At 38.8% G+C, this 17,053-nt stretch carries 15 protein-coding genes; 14 read left to right on the forward strand and 1 reads right to left on the reverse strand.

What is annotated here, in order from left to right:
* Window positions 1–89: 89 nt before the first annotated feature.
* From ACFILY_RS05830 to truB, 13 genes are all read left to right on the forward strand, one after another.
* Window positions 90–1,214 carry a PhoH family protein gene (locus ACFILY_RS05830; RefSeq protein ID WP_375637610.1) on the forward strand — a complete coding sequence of 375 codons (1,125 nt, stop codon included), beginning with the start codon at window positions 90–92 and terminating at the stop codon, window positions 1,212–1,214.
* A complete protein-coding gene (gene ybeY / locus ACFILY_RS05835; RefSeq protein WP_375637600.1) occupies window positions 1,211–1,678 on the forward strand; it encodes an rRNA maturation RNase YbeY in 468 nt (155 codons plus the stop codon). The genes ACFILY_RS05830 and ybeY overlap by 4 nt, the downstream gene beginning before the upstream one ends.
* A 108-nt stretch (window positions 1,679–1,786) precedes the next feature.
* Window positions 1,787–2,812 carry a hemolysin family protein gene (locus ACFILY_RS05840; RefSeq protein ID WP_273790583.1) on the forward strand — a complete coding sequence of 342 codons (1,026 nt, stop codon included), beginning with the start codon at window positions 1,787–1,789 and terminating at the stop codon, window positions 2,810–2,812.
* A complete protein-coding gene (lnt, locus tag ACFILY_RS05845) occupies window positions 2,775–4,409 on the forward strand; it encodes an apolipoprotein N-acyltransferase (protein ID WP_273790584.1) in 1,635 nt (544 codons plus the stop codon). Before ACFILY_RS05840 ends, lnt begins: the two co-directional genes overlap by 38 nt.
* Window positions 4,410–4,557: 148 nt before the next feature.
* Window positions 4,558–4,971, forward strand: a complete 414-nt coding sequence (locus ACFILY_RS05850) for a helix-turn-helix domain-containing protein (RefSeq protein ID WP_273790585.1) — start codon at window positions 4,558–4,560, stop codon at window positions 4,969–4,971.
* A 130-nt stretch (window positions 4,972–5,101) separates the two neighbouring features.
* The gene (gene metK, locus ACFILY_RS05855) at window positions 5,102–6,370 is read left to right on the forward strand and encodes a methionine adenosyltransferase (protein ID WP_273790586.1); all 1,269 of its coding nucleotides are present in this window, start codon (window positions 5,102–5,104) and stop codon (window positions 6,368–6,370) included.
* On the forward strand, window positions 6,367–7,068 hold the full coding sequence (locus ACFILY_RS05860) for a tRNA (guanine(46)-N(7))-methyltransferase TrmB (RefSeq protein ID WP_375637599.1): 702 nt from the start codon (window positions 6,367–6,369) through the stop codon (window positions 7,066–7,068). The genes metK and ACFILY_RS05860 overlap by 4 nt, the downstream gene beginning before the upstream one ends.
* A 127-nt stretch (window positions 7,069–7,195) precedes the next feature.
* On the forward strand, window positions 7,196–7,846 hold the full coding sequence (gene rimP, locus ACFILY_RS05865) for a ribosome maturation factor RimP (protein WP_273790647.1): 651 nt from the start codon (window positions 7,196–7,198) through the stop codon (window positions 7,844–7,846).
* 47 nt (window positions 7,847–7,893) lie between these two features.
* The gene (gene nusA, locus ACFILY_RS05870; protein ID WP_375631074.1) at window positions 7,894–9,525 is read left to right on the forward strand and encodes a transcription termination factor NusA; all 1,632 of its coding nucleotides are present in this window, start codon (window positions 7,894–7,896) and stop codon (window positions 9,523–9,525) included.
* Window positions 9,526–10,161 (forward strand): RNA-binding protein, encoded by a 636-nt coding sequence (locus tag ACFILY_RS05875; RefSeq protein ID WP_273790589.1) that lies wholly within the window; start codon window positions 9,526–9,528, stop codon window positions 10,159–10,161.
* Window positions 10,158–12,677 (forward strand): translation initiation factor IF-2, encoded by a 2,520-nt coding sequence (infB, locus tag ACFILY_RS05880; protein ID WP_273790590.1) that lies wholly within the window; start codon window positions 10,158–10,160, stop codon window positions 12,675–12,677. Before ACFILY_RS05875 ends, infB begins: the two co-directional genes overlap by 4 nt.
* 123 nt (window positions 12,678–12,800) lie before the next feature.
* Window positions 12,801–13,208, forward strand: a complete 408-nt coding sequence (gene rbfA / locus ACFILY_RS05885; RefSeq protein WP_375637598.1) for a 30S ribosome-binding factor RbfA — start codon at window positions 12,801–12,803, stop codon at window positions 13,206–13,208.
* A 4-nt stretch (window positions 13,209–13,212) separates the two neighbouring features.
* A complete protein-coding gene (gene truB / locus ACFILY_RS05890) occupies window positions 13,213–14,175 on the forward strand; it encodes a tRNA pseudouridine(55) synthase TruB (protein WP_273790592.1) in 963 nt (320 codons plus the stop codon).
* Between the two features lie 462 nt (window positions 14,176–14,637).
* On the opposite strand, the gene ACFILY_RS05895 is transcribed toward truB, so the two are convergent.
* Window positions 14,638–16,266 carry an MFS transporter gene (locus tag ACFILY_RS05895; protein ID WP_273790593.1) on the reverse strand — a complete coding sequence of 543 codons (1,629 nt, stop codon included), beginning with the start codon at window positions 16,264–16,266 and terminating at the stop codon, window positions 14,638–14,640.
* A 314-nt stretch (window positions 16,267–16,580) separates the two neighbouring features.
* On the opposite strand from ACFILY_RS05895, the gene rpsO reads away from it, so the two are divergent.
* On the forward strand, window positions 16,581–16,850 hold the full coding sequence (gene rpsO, locus ACFILY_RS05900) for a 30S ribosomal protein S15 (RefSeq protein WP_005774142.1): 270 nt from the start codon (window positions 16,581–16,583) through the stop codon (window positions 16,848–16,850).
* The last annotated feature ends 203 nt before the right edge of the window (window positions 16,851–17,053 follow it).

The raw sequence follows: 17,053 nt of genomic DNA on the forward strand, positions 1-17,053 counted from the left end.
CATCTAAAGCGTGCACTTTTTGTAAAAATTGTCTTTTATAAAGTTTACTTAACAAAATGTGCAATATTTATGTAGATATGGAGAATAGGCTGAAAGCTTCAACCGAAAAAATAAAGCGTATTAAAGAAAAAGTAAATATGTCCCTTGAAAAGGCTGATACCTTGAAACAAACAAGCGCTTCAGATGTGAGCCAAGTTGTTTTGATTTTCGAAAATAATAAATATGCAAAAGCAGTTTTTGGTAAATTTGACGAAAATCTCGCTTATATCGAAAAAAAACTCGAACTTAGTATTCATCCGCGTGGTAATGAAGTCTTAATCCGTGGAAATATTTCTGTTATAAAACATGCGCAATATGTATTGCAGCAGCTTTATGAACGTGCCAAAACACATCAAGAGCTCACTTTATCAGATATAAAAGGAGCGATTGCTATGGTAAATATACCAAAGAAGCAGAAAGAAGACACAATAACACACAAATCTGCAACGAAACGTATACCAGCACGGTTGAGTACCCATAAAAAAATAATTCATGCAAGAACTCCAACACAAGACGCTTACATAAGCGCTATGGAGCATACTGAACTTGTGTTTGGTGTAGGACCAGCAGGAACAGGAAAAACGTATCTTGCTGTTGCTCATGCTGCAATGCTTCTAGAACGTGGTATCATTGAGCGAATTATTCTCTCACGTCCAGCTGTTGAAGCTGGAGAACATCTTGGTTTTCTTCCCGGTGATCTCAAAGAAAAAGTCGACCCATATTTACGACCACTTTATGATGCTCTTTATGATATGATGCCCGCTGAAAAAATAGAACGCATTTTAGCTTCTGGTGTCATAGAAATTGCTCCTCTCGCCTTTATGCGCGGACGAACACTTGCCCATGCTGCTGTTATTCTTGATGAGGCACAAAATACTACCCCCATGCAAATGAAGATGTTCCTCACACGTCTTGGAGAAGGAACGCGTATGATTGTTACCGGTGACGTAAGCCAAATTGATTTGCCTACAGGGCAAAAATCAGGTCTCATTGAAGCAATTCGCATTCTTTCAAATGTAGAAAATATTGCAATTGTGCATTTTGATGAAAAAGATGTTGTACGCCACCCACTTGTTGCTGCTATCGTTCGTGCTTATGATCGTGATTCCGAAATACAAAATAAAAAAAAATCATTCGCATGCGATGCATTAAAAAATGAATTTGATTCGTCATGATTATTATTGATATAATGATTAAAAGCGCAGGGTGGAATGATGAGAAAATGCTTTATAATATCACTGAAAAAGCATTAATGGCAACTATGCATCATGTTTCATTGGAAAATGTTGTAAGCGAGATTAGCCTGCTTTTTACGGATGATGAACATATGGCACAAATCAATGCACAATGGCGCAACAAAAACAAATCCACTAATGTATTATCCTTTCCTGCTTTTCCACTTAAAGCTGGAAATCAACCTGGTCCCATGCTCGGTGATATTATTATTGCCCGAGAAACTGTTGTTTTCGAAGCAGAGAAAGAAGGAAAAACATTTCAAGATCATTTAACGCATATGATTGTTCATGGTATCTTACATCTGCTTGGTTATGACCATGAAACTGATGATGAAGCATATAAAATGGAAAAGCTCGAAAGAGAAATTCTTCAAAAGCTTTCCATAAAAGATCCTTACGCATAATTGTCTATCAATGATAAAATTTAACTTTTAAAATCAATATTACCAGCATACCATTTAAAGCCTCTTATTTATCTGTTATAAAAAGAAAGTCTAAAAGATTTCAAAACCATGGCAAACAAAATAAATGCACAAAATAATAGTCAAGCATCTTCTAATAATGAAAAAGACCCCTCTCAACAGACGAATCATACAGAGAAATATTCCCTGATGAATCATTTATTTTCATTCTTACGGGGTCGTAATTGTGCATCTACGTCACTGCGCGATGATCTTACCGTTGCACTCACAACTAACAATGAAAAAGATACCGCCCTCTTCTCACCTGAAGAACGTACTATGCTGCATAACATTTTACGCTTACGTGAAGCACGCGTGGATGATGTTATGATACCTCGTTCTGAAATCGAAGCATTAGAAATAAACACCTCTCTTGGAGAAACCCTTCAATGTTTTGCAAAAATTGGTCATTCTCGTATACCCGTTTATGCTGAAACTTTAGATGATCCGCGCGGCATGATCCATATCCGCGATATTCTTAACTACATCACTCGCTTTATTATCAACCCAACAAAAACCGAACAAAAATCCGATTTGCTTCAATTAAACCATACAGACTTGCATACTCCAATCGGTGAATTGGATTTGATCCGAACAGTTCTCTTTGTTCCCAGTTCTATGCTTGCGAGCAAATTATTAACACGGATGCAAACTACACGAACTCAAATGGCTTTAGTTATTGATGAACATGGAGGAACAGATGGTCTCGTTTCAATGGAAGATATTGTTGAGTTAGTCGTTGGGGATATCGAAGATGAACATGATAATGTCGACAATGCTATCGTACGTGAACCAAATAATAAATGGCTCGTTGATGCAAGAACTGAACTAGAAGATGTGGAGAAAGCTCTTGGTCCTGATTTTATCGTAGGGGAATATGGTGATGAAGTTGATACTATTGGTGGTTTGATCGTCTCCATTCTTGATCGCATTCCTGCTAAAGGTGAAATTGTCGAAGCTGTACCTGGCTATAGATTTCGTATTTTAGAAGCTGATAAACGCCGGATTAAACGATTGCGCATTTTTCGCATTCCCAAAAATGAGAATCTTGAGAACAATGCCATCCCTAAAGAATAGTCCAGCGTTTTTAAACAATTTCATCGTTTTTTTGTTCTCTGTTACAGGCTGGAAGCGCCAAGCATGGATATTTCTGTGTGGTGCTCTTACTTCTTTTGCACTTCCACCCTTTTATTTAACACCTCTTTGCTTTTTAACTTTCCCTCTCTTTATTGTTTTACTTGACTCAATACGGGCCACCAAAAACAATAAAAAACATTTTTTTACTTACGCTTTAAGCTGTGGAACCTTTGGTTTTAGTTATTTTATTTGCGGCCTTTGGTGGCTATGCAATGCTTTGTTAACAGATCCAGATTCTTTTGGTTGGGCAGTCCCATTAGCCATTTTATTCCCTCCACTCTACCTTTCTCTTTATTGGTTTTTTTCTGGTTTCATTGTCGGTTTATTATGGACAAAAGGAATAGCACGCTTTTTTGTTTTAGCCTTTGCATTAGGATTATCCGAGTGGTTGCGTGCGTTTTTATTCACAGGATTTCCATGGAATTCTCTTGGCTATACAGCCATGCCAACCCCAATGTTCATGCAATCTGATGCAATCGTAGGACTTTACGGAATGAATATTCTTGCTGTCTTAGCCTACAGTTTGCCAACTGTTTTATTAACGAATGAAAAAAAGAAAGTGGCACTTTCTCTTTGCTTATCACTTATATTCATTCACTGTGGTTTTGGGTTTTATCGTCTTCATACTATAGAAAACACAGCTGAAGATCAAAAAAGTGCTTATTGGGTGCGTATTGTTCAACCGTCCATCCAACAAAATATAAAATTGCGTGATAATACACGAGAAGCTATGTTGGAAGCGCATATGAAGCTAAGTGCAACACCAACAACCGATCAAAATTCAGAACCCGATTTTATCATATGGCCGGAAGCTTCCGTTCCTTACCTTCTTTATGATAACTCATCTATCACAATGCGCATTGCCTCTCTTTTAAAACCTAAACAATGGGCTATTATCGGAGCAATACGCGCCAGCAATGATCTACCTCATTCCCAAACACAATATTTTAATACAATTGCAGTCATTAATGCTCAAGGTAATATTTTAAATACCTCCGATAAACTTCATTTGGTTCCTTTTGGTGAGTATCTTCCTTATCAGAATTTATTGAAAAAAATTGGATTGCGTACCCTTGCCGATAATATTGGTGGATATAGTACTGCAAGTGTGCGCAAAATTGTTACAATGCCAAACGGATTTTCTTATCTACCCTTAATTTGTTATGAAGCAATATTTCCCCATGAAATGACTTTTCAAGGCTCCCCGCCTCAAGCAATTATTAATATTACAAATGATGCATGGTTTGGTGTAACACCTGGACCCTATCAACATCTTCAACAAGCACAGCTTCGTGCCGTTGAACTGGGAATCCCCCTCATACGGGCAGCTAATAATGGCATATCAGCTGTTATTGATTCTTATGGACGAATCGTTGTAGCTCTTCGACAAAATGCTGTGGGCATTATTGATTCACAAGTTCCATCATCCATTACCCCTATAGGAAGCAATGAATACAGAACTTTCTCTACTTTTATCTTATTCATCCTTATGCTATTGTGTCGTGTTGGTTTTGGTTCTACAAAACAGCTTAAATGATTCAAGTGCCCTTTGTACGGCATTATGTTGCGTGTACCAGTAGTATTGGGAAAAAATATTACATATTGTTTTAATTATATGATAAATCAGCTTCGCATAAATATGATGTTGGTTTAGAAGAAAAGTGCTGGAAATAAAGAGTTGCATTATGACCGAAACTAGAAAAAAACCTGACCCTATAGATATCTATGTTGGAACTCGTATCCGTTTACGTCGTAATATTTTAGGACTCACTCAAGAGAAACTAGGTGAAAAATTAGGAATTACTTTTCAGCAAATCCAAAAATATGAAAAAGGAACAAACCGTATTGGTGCCAGTCGTCTTCAAGCGATAGCAGAAATTATGGATGTTCCTGTTTCTTACTTTTTTGATAAAGGTATTACCTCCCAACAAGTAGAGGGTTTTGCCGAAAGTGATCACAATTTTATAGACTTTTGTTCTAGCAGCGAAGGGATTCAGCTCATGCGCGCTTTTACAAATATATCTGATGCTAAAGTGCGTCGAAAAATTATTGACTTGGCAAAAGCACTTTCTGAGGAAGATGTGACAAATAAGTTATAAATTAAAATTATATCTTTTCTCTTTTATTCATATAAATTTGCATTGACGATTTGCTACAGAATTAGCAAATGGTAGCGACTTTAGTAAGCAATTAATTAAATCGTTGGTTTTCTTTTTTGAAGGAGTTCCTATGCCGCATCAAGATTATCTTTTTACGAGCGAATCGGTATCGGAAGGACATCCTGATAAAATTTGTGATCGTATTTCCGATGAAATCGTTGATATGATCTATAAAGAAGCTGAAAAGACTGGTACTGATCCATGGTTAGTACGCGTTGCCTGTGAAACGCTCGTCAGTGTCAACCGTGTTGTTATCGCTGGTGAAGTACGTGTTCCCGATACGCTATTAAAAAAAGATAAAAATAAAGAATTCATCTACGATGAAACTAGCTTTCCACTCATTAATCCTACACGTTTTCGTACAGCAGCGCGCCGTGCTATTCGTACCATTGGCTATGAACAAGCAGGATTCCATTGGAAAACTGTTAAAATTGATGTTCTTTTGCGCCCCCAATCAGCTGATATAGCAAGAGGGGTTGATAATGCTACGGATCGGCACGGTGAAGAAGGAGCAGGTGATCAAGGCATCATGTTTGGATATGCTTGCCGTGAAACACCTGATCTCATGCCTGCACCAATTTATTATGCGCATAAAATTCTCAAACTTCTTGCCGCAGCCCGACATAAAGGAGAGGGAGAAACTGGAAAATTAGGACCAGATGCTAAAAGCCAAATAACCATACGCTATAAAAATGGAAAACCAATAGAGGTCACATCCATCGTTCTTTCAACGCAGCACCTTGATGAAAGCTGGGATTCCAATAAAGTACGTACAGTGGTTGAGCCTTACATTCGCCAAGCTTTACATGACATTCCCATTGCAGCTCAATGCAGTTGGTATATTAACCCAACAGGAAAATTTGTTATTGGAGGACCTCAAAGCGATGCCGGATTAACGGGACGCAAAATTATTGTGGATACTTACGGAGGTGCAGCACCTCATGGAGGCGGTGCTTTTTCAGGAAAAGATACAACAAAAGTTGATCGTTCTGCTGCCTATGCGGCACGCTATCTGGCTAAGAATATTGTTGCTGCTCATTTAGCAGAGAGATGCACCATTCAACTCTCCTATGCAATTGGTATCGCACAACCTTTATCTATTTATCTTAATCTTCATGGAACAGGAAAAGTCGATGAAAAAGTTATTGAAGCAGCCATCCGCAAAATAATGGACCTTTCACCTACCGGCATTCGAAAACATCTTGACCTCAATAAACCTATTTATGCAAAAACAGCTGCCTATGGTCACTTTGGTCGTAAACCAAAAAACGATGGTTCGTTTTCATGGGAAAAAACTGATCTCGTGAAAACGCTTCAAACAATGATCCAAATCCCATGATTAAACATAATATACGTAAGAGTGAAGCATTTTTTGGACGCCGACAAGGAAAACAACTTCGAAACAGTCAGCTTACACGTATAAAAATGCTTCTCCCCAATTTTAATATTGATTTAAATGTTCCTCCTCCTTCAAACCTTACATCCTTATTTTCAAGCAAAGTAAGAGAAATTCGACTTGAAATCGGCTTTGGTGGAGGTGAACATTTACTTCATGAAATGGAATATTTTCCAAAAACTGGTTTTATCGGCGTCGAGCCCTTTATCAATGGCATGGCAAAAATATTGTTATCTCTTGAACAGCATCAAAACCATCAAAATCGTCTTCGCCTCTATAATGATGATGCTACACGCCTCCTTGATTGGCTCCCTGATAACTCGCTTGATGGAATAGACCTCTTCTATCCCGATCCTTGGCCGAAAAAGAAACACTGGAAACGACGTTTCATCAACATAAAAAATCTTAACCGTTTTGCTCGTGTTCTTAAAATAGGAAAATTTTTTCGCTTTGCTAGCGATATAGACAGTTATGTAAACTGGACTTTGTGCCATTGTGCACAACATGATCACTTTGAATGGAAAGCAGAAAGCCCTCAAGACTGGAAACTCCCTTATCCACTATGGAGTGGAACCCGCTATGAAGCAAAAGCTTTACGCGAAGGACGAACGCCTGCCTATCTTACCTTTATCAAGAAATAAATGATCAAGCGCTTTTCTCATAAACAACTTGAAAAATTTTGAATTTAAGAGTATCAATAGTTAAATTCTTGGTCTTATGATGAAGAGTGGGCCGTTGGACCCGCTCTTTTTTAATATCATAAAACTGATGAAAACAACTTGGATAAAATGTATGAACGAAGCTGAAAAAATAAGCAATCTTGACGAACCGCGCTTGTTTGAAGAAGAGGGTATCGAAGCACAGGTTGCTGCTCTTGTCATACCACTACTTAAACCTTTAGGTTTTCGTTTGGTTCGTGTAAAACTCCTTGGTCAAAATGGTTTAACACTTCAAATTATGGTTGAACGTGCCGATGGTTCTATGACCATAGAAGATTGTGAAACTGTTAGTCGAACTGTTTCCCCACTCCTTGATGTCCAAAATGTTATTGAACGCAAATATCATTTAGAAATCTCATCACCTGGAATTGATCGTCCATTGGTAAGAAAATCTGATTTTTTTCATTGGCAAGGGCATCTTGCAAAAATTGAAACAAAAATAATAATTGATGGGCGCCGAAAATTTCGCGGGACACTTACAAATATCACGCAAGATGGATTTATTTTAAACACTGATAAAGCTGCTTATGGAGAAGCCATGTATACCCCTATTTCCTTTTGTGATATCATAAATGCACATTTAGTGCTTACCGATGAGCTTATTCGCGATGCATTGAAACAAAATAAAGATTTAAGTCAACAATTCATTGCCGAAGAGAACGCTAACGACTCTATACAGACGCTCAATTTCAAAAAATAATATCACAGGGGAATACCCATCGTGTGGCACAAAGAAGGAGAAAATTGATGGCTACAAGCGCTAACAGGCTTGAGATTCTGCAAATTGCAGATGCTGTTGCACGTGAAAAGTCAATCGACCGTGAAATTGTCATTTCTGCGATGGCTGATGCTATTCAAAAAGCAGCACGTTCTCGTTATGGTCAAGAAACCAATATCCGTGCTGAAATCAATTCTAAAACAGGTGAAATTAAATTACAGCGCCTGCTTAAAATCGTTGATGTCGTTGAAGACTATACAACGGAAATTACTTTGTCTGATGCTCTCAAACATCAAGCAGAAGCAAAAATTGGTGATTTTTTTGCTGATCTTTTACCTCCTATGGATTTTGGACGTATCGCAGCACAATCTGCTAAACAGGTTATTGTACAAAAAGTACGCGACGCAGAGCGTGATCAGCAATATGAGGAATTCAAAAATAAAGTTGGTGAAATTATTTCTGGTACAGTTAAGCGTGTGGAATATGGTAACGTCATCGTTGATCTAGGGCGCGGTGAAGCTATTGTGCGCCGTGATGAATTAATTCCTCGTGAATCATTCCGCTATGGAGATCGCATTCGTGCTTTTGTCAATGATGTACACCGTGAAACGCGTGGGCCGCAAATCTTCCTTTCACGCACACATCCCCAATTTATGGTAAAACTTTTCACTATGGAAGTGCCAGAAATTTATGATGGTATTATAGAAATCAAATCTGTAGCTCGTGATCCAGGTTCACGGGCTAAAATCGCCGTTGTTTCACGCGATGGTTCCATTGATCCTGTTGGAGCATGCGTTGGAATGCGAGGAAGTCGTGTACAAGCTGTTGTTGCTGAATTACAAGGCGAAAAAATTGATATTATTCCTTGGTCGCCTGATGCGGCAACATTTGTCGTTAATGCACTGCAACCTGCTGAAGTTTCTAAAATTATCCTTGATGAAGATGCTGAACGGATTGAAGTTATTGTGCCAGATGATCAACTTAGCCTTGCTATTGGACGACGTGGGCAAAATGTTCGCTTGGCTTCACAGCTAACAGGATGGAACATTGATATTTTAACGGAAAAGGAAGAATCTGAAAATCGTCAAAAAGAATTTACTGAACGGAGTAAATTGTTTATGGAAGCCTTAGAGGTTGACGAAATGATCGGACAGGTTATGGCATCAGAGGGTTTTTCTTCTATTGAAGAAATCGCCTATATTGATCTTGAAGAAATCGCTTCTATTGATGGTTTTGACCATGATACCGCCGCTGAAATCCAAAGTCGTGCCCGCGAATATCTTGATCATCAAGAAAAAGAACTTGATGAAAAACGCAAGAAGCTCGGAGTTTCTGACGAATTGCGAACACTTCCTGGAATGACAAGTGCTATGTTGGTTGCTGTAGGTGAGGATGGTGTAAAAACGATAGAAGACTTTGCTGGCTATGCCGTTGATGATTTAGCTGGTTGGAGAGAACGCAAAGAAGGTCAAACACAGAATTTTTCTGGTATTTTAACCCCTTTTGACATTACACGCGCAGATGCAGAAGCTATGGTTTTAGCCGCACGTGTACAAGCAGGCTGGATAGACCAAGCTGATCTTGTTACAGAAAATCCTGTAGAAGATGAAAATTCTACAGAAAATGAAAAAATAGATGATTTGGATGTGGATACACTTTAAATGAATGAACGGACTTGCATTGTGACCCGAAAAAATGCTTCAGCACAAACGCTGATCCGTTTTGTTATTGGTCCCAATAACCAAATTGTTCCTGATCTTAAAGCGAATTTACCAGGGCGTGGCGTTTGGATTTCCGCCCATCACGCTGTTATTGAGAAAGCAATAAAACAGAAAGCTTTTCATAGAAATTTTAAAACAGATGTTGAGGTTGCACCAAATCTTGTGCATGTTATTGATACGCTTTTACTAAAAGCCGCTCTTTCAAGCCTTTCCATGGCACGAAAAGCGGGAGCAATTGTTATGGGAGCAACAAAGGTTGACGCTGCTATCCGCTCTGGTAAAGTTATTCTTGTACTTCATGCTAAAGAAACAACAGAAGATGGGAAACGAAAAATTGCACAGGCCATCCATTCAATACAACAACAAACAAATCGGACTATAAAAACCATATCTTTATTTACAAGTGATGAAATGCGAGTGGCTTTTGGCTCTAATCCTGTAATGCACGCGGCCTTACTGGACACAAAGGCTGCTGAAGGATTTCTCAAAACGACATGTAAATTGATCAGCTATCGTGACGACAAGCATAGTAAGTCTAGTGAGATGACGGCACAAGCCGTGAAGGAAGTACAATGAGTGAAAATAACAACGACAAAACAACCGTCAAGAAGACACTAACTCTCAAGAGGTCTGTCTTGGAAACGAGCACGGTTAAACAAAATTTTAGTCATGGCCGTACGAAGGCTGTCGTTGTCGAAACCAAACGGCGTAAAATTACGCGACCTGATGAAAAAGCTGAAACCCTACAGCCCATTACAAAGCCGCATGTGGCCCCCCAGCGTTCTAAACCGCGTTTTGAGGGAAAAAAGCCTCAAGAATCTGTGGCCAAAAGCAATCTTTCATCAACTGAAATGGAAGCGAGACTTCGCGCGTTAGAAGAAGCACATATCCAAGAAAGAATAACGCGAGAACAAGCCGAAGAAGAAGCAAGACGCGCTAAAGAGCGTGAAGAAATTTTACAGCAAGAAAGTAAAGAAAAAGAAATACATCTCCAACAAGAAGAAGAAATATCACCAGTACAGACTCCACCTGTTCCCCCTCTCATTGAACAGACAGATATTCCTATTGCGCCTAAAAACACAACCGTGATTGAAAAACGCAAAATAGATGACAATAAAGAGGAAGAACGGCATAGTCGACGTGCTAATCCTGCTAAATCAGAAATACGTGTACCAAAAGTTGTCAAAGGAGCTGATGAGCGGCGACGCGGAAAGCTAACTCTGAATAGTGCACTGGATGAAGAAGGAAACGCACGTGGGCGCTCAATGGCTGCAATGCGGCGTAGACAGGAAAAGTTTAAGCGTGCACAAAATCAAGAACCAAGAGAAAAAATTTCTCGCGAAGTTGTTCTTCCTGAAACGATTACCATTCAAGAGCTCGCACAACGTATGACGGAGCGTTCTGTTGATGTGATTAAATTCTTGATGAAACAAGGACAAATGATGAAACCTGGCGATGTTATTGATGCAGATGTTGCCGAACTCATCGCTGTTGAATTTGGCCATACTGTTAAACGTGTTTTAGAATCTGACGTAGAAGAAGGTATCTTTAATATAAAAGATAATCCTCAAAACATGCAGCAGCGTCCCCCTGTTGTAACCATTATGGGCCATGTTGACCACGGAAAAACTTCTCTTTTGGATGCTATTCGTAAAGCAAATGTTGTTTCTGGCGAAGCAGGAGGTATTACGCAGCATATTGGTGCCTATCAAGTAGAACAAAACGGTCAAAAAATTACCTTTATTGATACACCTGGTCATGCTGCATTTACGGCTATGCGTGCACGTGGAGCTCGTGTTACTGATATTGCTGTTCTCGTTGTAGCCGCTGATGATAGTGTTATGCCCCAAACGATTGAATCAATCAATCATGCGAAAGTCGCTGGTGTACCTATCATTGTTGCTATCAACAAAATTGATAAACCAGCTGCGAATGCACAAAAAGTACGTACAGAACTTCTACAACATGAAGTGTTTGTTGAAACTATGGGCGGTGAAACTTTGGACGTTGAAGTTTCTGCTAAAACTGGTCAAAATCTTGATAAACTTCTCGAAGCTATCCTTCTTCAGGCTGAAATGCTTGATCTGAAAGCAGATCCTCAACGAACTGCAGAAGGCGTTATCATTGAAGCCAAATTGGATCGCGGACGTGGATCTGTTGCAACAGTTCTTGTTCAAAAAGGTACATTACACCCTTCTGATATTATAGTTGCCGGAAATGAATGGGGTCGTGTGCGTGCTTTGATTGATGACCATGGCCGCCATGTCAAAGAAGCCGTTCCCTCTACACCGATTGAAATTTTAGGAATGCAAGGAACACCACAAGCCGGAGACCGTTTTGCTGTTGTCACACATGAAGCAAAAGCACGTGAAATTTCTGAATATCGTCAACGATTAGCACGTGATAAAGCTGTTGCGCGGCAAACTGGTTCGCGTGGTTCTCTTGAACAGATGATGACAAAATTGCAAACGACTGGTGTTAAGGAGTTTTCTCTTATTATAAAAGGGGATGTGCAAGGATCAATTGAAGCAATTGCTTCAGCATTGGAAAAACTCGGAAATGATGAGGTTCGTGCGCGTATTGTACATTCTGGTGCTGGCGGAATTACCGAAAGTGATATTTCTCTTGCGGAAGCTTCTAACTCTGCTGTAATTGGCTTTAATGTTCGAGCCAATAAGCAGGCACGTGATTTTGCTAAAACACAAGGAATTGAAATTCGTTATTATAACATCATTTATGATCTTGTTGACGATATCAAGGCTGCCATGTCTGGATTACTCTCACCAGAACAGCGTGAAACTTTCCTTGGTAATGCTGAAATTCTAGAAGTCTTTAACATTACAAAAATTGGAAAAGTTGCAGGATGTCGTGTTACAGAAGGTAAAATAGAACGAGGAGCCGGTGTTCGCCTTATCCGCGATAATATCGTTATTCACGAAGGAAAGCTGAAAACACTCAAACGTTTTAAAGATGAAGTCAGTGAAGTGCAAAGTGGTCAAGAATGTGGAATAGCCTTTGAAAATTATGACGACATGCGCGCAGGAGACATCATTGAGACCTTCCGTATCGAACATATTAATCGTACATTATAAAATAATCCAATAACCTTATTCTGTTATAAAATGAGAAAAAGTTATTAGATTTTATACACAATATCTTTTTTTCCTTATCTAAATGGTCAAAAAAAGAGATCTTGTAGCAAGGATAAAACTTTGATGAAAAATGCAGGACCATCACAACGGCAACTTAGAGTAGCAGAGCAAGTACGTCATGCAGTAGCGCATATATTACAGCGTGATATTTTGCTTGATGATATCTTAAAAGATATTGTTATTTCTGTCTCTGAAGTACGCATGTCACCAGATTTAAAAATTGCTACTTGCTTTGTATCACCTCTCAGCACTCTTAAAAATGCTTCTCATACCGATGTTGTTGATACCCTCAATAAACATAGTCGTTTTCTCCGTGGAGAAATCAGTCATGCGTTGCGACAAATGAAATATATGCCAGAACTGCGTTTCCGACTTGATAATAGTTTTGATAATTTTTCAAAAATTGATGCCCTCCTTCGCTCGCCTGAGGTTGCACGCGATCTTCACCATAGTGATACAGATGAGGATTAAAGATATGGCGCGGCAACACAAGAAAAAAGGGCGTCCTGTTTCTGGCTGGGTCATATTTGATAAACCAAAAGGAATGAAATCAACAGAAGCTGTCTCACAAATCAAATGGCTCTTTCATGCTCAAAAGGCAGGACATGCGGGTACACTTGATCCTCTTGCTTCTGGTCTCCTTCCTATTGCATTGGGCGAAGCAACCAAAACCGTCCCTTACGTGATGCAAGGCAAAAAAACTTACCGTTTTCATATTGCTTGGGGGCAAGAGCGCTCAACAGATGATCTAGAAGGAGAAATAACGAAAACTTCTCTCAAACGTCCAACACAAGAAGAAATACTTGCTCTTCTTCCTCAATACACAGGTGTTATTTTGCAAACACCTCCACAATTTTCAGCAATCAAAATTGCCGGAAATCGTGCCTATGATTTAGCGCGTGAAGGGGAAGTTGTTGAAATTCCGCCCCGTGAAGTGGAAATAGAAACTTTCAAGTTATTAGAAATGCCTACTAAAGAGCATTCTGTCTTTGAAATAACCTGCGGAAAAGGAACTTATGTGCGCTCTTTAGCACGCGATATGGGACGTGATCTCGGTTGCTATGGGCATATTGCTGATTTAAGACGTATTGCCGTCGCACCTTTTGATGAAGAAGATCTCATTACATGGGAGGAACTAAAAGCGGCCATTCCGCCAAATAAAAACACTACAGATGAAAATAATCGTTCTTTTGAAAAAAACTTCTCAACACTCGATGGGCTCTTAATTGACACAAGTGCCGCATTAGATTGCCTCCCTCACTATATCCTTAATGAAACTCAAGCACAGAGAATTATCAAGGGTCATTCTATCCTCTTGAATCATCACAAAGTACCTCTTGATGAAGAGGAAATTTGTGTCCTCTATAAGGAACAACTTCTTGCTATTGGCATTCTCGACAAAGGTCTATTTAAACCAAAGCGGATTTTCACAATTTAATCGATTCTTTTCCACAACCACCTTTTGCGAAAAGATATTTTTCTCTATCAATTAAGAAAAATATGGTGCTTTTCATTGTCTATATTTACCGTATTCATATCAAAATTTAAGTCAGTGCTATAAGCTAACACCACCACACACTTTTTCCTCTTAATGTCGCAATAATCCTTGCATTTGAAGGGATTCATAAGAGGCTTTTTATTTCTTTTTCAATCATTTTTACTCACACTTTAGCCCTCGTTTGTAATGTGCAAGCGAAGATGTGGACTGATTTACTCTAAATAGATTTGAAACGAGAAAAGCTTAAGACTTTCAGAACTATCACTCAACATGAAAAATTGTAAATAACCGTTATAAATCAATTTATTAACTATTGAAACAGCAATTTTTTGTTATGATTAAGCTAACAAATTGATCGAAATAATATTAACATATTTAATATTTACAAAAACTGTTTTAACCCTAAGGGAGATGATCAGAGGAAACTTTTAAAAGCATCTCATTGGCTTGAGGTATTGTTTGGCGTTCAATCATGCGGTGCACTCTTATACCGTTAGGAGCACAATTTAAATGACGCAGACGCTTATTGACTTCTGCATCTGCTTTTGTACGACGATGATTATGGCGTAAATAATCTACCCATGTTGGCATATGATAAGCCTCTGTCCAATATTCAGGTCTTTCAAGATCTCGTAAAAGGACCCACTGACGCGCACCATCACGTAATCGAATATGGCGTCGACGCGTCATCACTTTGAGAAACTCTTCGAGTTCATTTTCATGAATTTGGTAATCAATCATTATCATGATCGGGCCACTTCTTGCTTTGAGGTCGAGTAATAATTCCGGCTCTCTAAAATGATCAAGAGGATTTAAATCTATCTGAGGAATTTCTTGAATTCTAAATTTTACCCCTGCAAGAGCACCAAAAATCAAGAATAAAGAACAAACGCTCAAAGCAATTGTTGGAGAATAACCATCAGCTAAACCTCCCCAGATTGCACTTCCAATAGCCATCCCCCCATAAGATGCCGTTTGATAAAGAGCTAAAGAACGTGCAACAACCCAGCGTGGTGTAGAGAGTTGTACAGATGTATTAAACAATGATAAGGCCAAAACCCAACATAAACCTGCAGGAAATAAAGCAATATGGCTTATAATCAGTGAACGGCTGATTCCCAATAAAAAGCAAGAAAAGGCGAAACCAATAAATGCACTTGCAATAATTGTTTCTGAACGAAAATGATGCCGTACAACTGCATTAATAATGCCTGCTGTCATGGCTCCTAACCCAAAACAACCAAGCAATGTACCATAAAGAAGGGCACTTCCTCCAAGAACTTTATGCGCAACAATTGGCAAAAGTGCTAAAATAGAAATTGCTCCTATACCAAAAAGGAACGCTCGAACCATAATGCTCAGGAGATTAGGTGACATCGCAACATAACGCAAACCATCTGAGACAGCTCCTAACAGCCTTTCTCGTGGCAATGAGTTGTTTTCATAATTCGACTTCCAGAAAAACAACGCACCAATAAGAGGAATATAGCTTATAGCATTAAACAAAAAAGCAGCCGATGCCCCTAAAGTTGCAATGATGGCACCCCCAATAGCAGGACCAACACTCCGCATCAAATTAAAGCCAACACTATTCAAACTAACAGCAGCAGGAATATTTTCCCTGCTCACAATATCTCCTATCGTTGCTTGCCAAGAAGGATTATAAAAAGCTGTGCCACATCCAATCAAAAACGTAAAACATAACAAAAGCCAAGGTGTTAGAAATCCCATATAGGCTAAAACAGATAAACTCATCGATATGACCATCATCATAATCTGTGCACACAACATAATTTGACGCCGATTAAAATTATCAGCTAATGCCCCTGCCATCAAAGAAAACATAACAAGTGGTAATGTTGTGGCACTTTGAACTAGCCCAACCATGGAATGCGAAGAACTAATCAACGCCATTAACCACCCTGCTCCAACAGCTTGTATCAGCCCCCCTAAATTAGAAATAAGAGTAGATGACCATAAATTTCGAAATACCGAATTACGAAAAAGTTTTAATGTTGAAATGCTCTGCATCTTTTTCCTCCAACGGTATTTATCACTTTTGTTACCACACACACACGCTCATAATCTTTGTATCAAAAGGATGCATAATTGTTTAAAAAACTTCTCATAAAACTCTATTTAAATCAATATTTCAAAACAAAAGCTTTTATTTAAAGAAAGACTTCAAAATGCTGTCAAGGACTAGTATTTTAACCTTCTTTCCTATATAAGAACGAAATTAGGTAAGAGTCTTCGACTTTTCCTGTTTTCTCACAGACCCTAGCTGAACGACATCTCGGCTATGGGTGACTTTATGTTTCTTCGTTTTTGGAAAGGATAATACGATGTCGATTACAGCTGAACGTAAACAAGCTCTTGTCGCAGAATACGCAAACAAAGTTGGTGATACAGGATCACCAGAAGTACAGATTGCTGTACTTTCTGAACGTATTTCTAATTTAACAAACCACTTTAAATCTCACAAAAAGGATAATCATTCTCGTCGAGGTCTTTTGAAGATGGTGTCTCAACGCCGGCGTCTTCTTGATTATCTTAAAGGAGTTGACCAAAATCGTTATCAGACACTTATAAAGAAGTTAGGTTTACGTCGCTAAAAGAAAAATGGAGGTGGTATTTAAAAAAACCACCCATTTTTTCAATGTGTTGCTTTTAATTAAAAATTTTAAAAACTGATAAGTTATTATGGGATAGGACTGCTCATCGTTTCACATTTAATGCGATTTACTTCTCTCTTCTCGCAACAAAGGAAGTAATTTGTTGTCCACCCCAAAACTTGCAAATATGCTGCGCACAACCA

The sequence above is a fragment of the Bartonella sp. CL25QHWL genome (assembly GCF_042195335.1).
Taxonomy (GTDB): Bacteria; Pseudomonadota; Alphaproteobacteria; order Rhizobiales; family Rhizobiaceae; genus Bartonella.

Excerpts from the sequence above, each read along its gene's own strand:
- ybeY (WP_375637600.1), top strand. The coding sequence starts at position 1,211 with ATGATTATTATTGATATAATGATTAAAAGCGCAGGGTGGAATGATGAG.
- ACFILY_RS05840 (WP_273790583.1), top strand. The coding sequence starts at position 1,787 with ATGGCAAACAAAATAAATGCACAAAATAATAGTCAAGCATCTTCTAAT.
- lnt (WP_273790584.1), top strand. The coding sequence starts at position 2,775 with ATGAGAATCTTGAGAACAATGCCATCCCTAAAGAATAGTCCAGCGTTT.
- ACFILY_RS05850 (WP_273790585.1), top strand. The coding sequence starts at position 4,558 with ATGACCGAAACTAGAAAAAAACCTGACCCTATAGATATCTATGTTGGA.
- metK (WP_273790586.1), top strand. The coding sequence starts at position 5,102 with ATGCCGCATCAAGATTATCTTTTTACGAGCGAATCGGTATCGGAAGGA.
- ACFILY_RS05860 (WP_375637599.1), top strand. The coding sequence starts at position 6,367 with ATGATTAAACATAATATACGTAAGAGTGAAGCATTTTTTGGACGCCGA.
- rimP (WP_273790647.1), top strand. The coding sequence starts at position 7,196 with ATGAAAACAACTTGGATAAAATGTATGAACGAAGCTGAAAAAATAAGC.
- nusA (WP_375631074.1), top strand. The coding sequence starts at position 7,894 with ATGGCTACAAGCGCTAACAGGCTTGAGATTCTGCAAATTGCAGATGCT.
- ACFILY_RS05875 (WP_273790589.1), top strand. The coding sequence starts at position 9,526 with ATGAATGAACGGACTTGCATTGTGACCCGAAAAAATGCTTCAGCACAA.
- infB (WP_273790590.1), top strand. The coding sequence starts at position 10,158 with ATGAGTGAAAATAACAACGACAAAACAACCGTCAAGAAGACACTAACT.
- rbfA (WP_375637598.1), top strand. The coding sequence starts at position 12,801 with ATGAAAAATGCAGGACCATCACAACGGCAACTTAGAGTAGCAGAGCAA.
- truB (WP_273790592.1), top strand. The coding sequence starts at position 13,213 with ATGGCGCGGCAACACAAGAAAAAAGGGCGTCCTGTTTCTGGCTGGGTC.
- ACFILY_RS05895 (WP_273790593.1), bottom strand. The coding sequence starts at position 16,266 with ATGCAGAGCATTTCAACATTAAAACTTTTTCGTAATTCGGTATTTCGA.
- rpsO (WP_005774142.1), top strand. The coding sequence starts at position 16,581 with ATGTCGATTACAGCTGAACGTAAACAAGCTCTTGTCGCAGAATACGCA.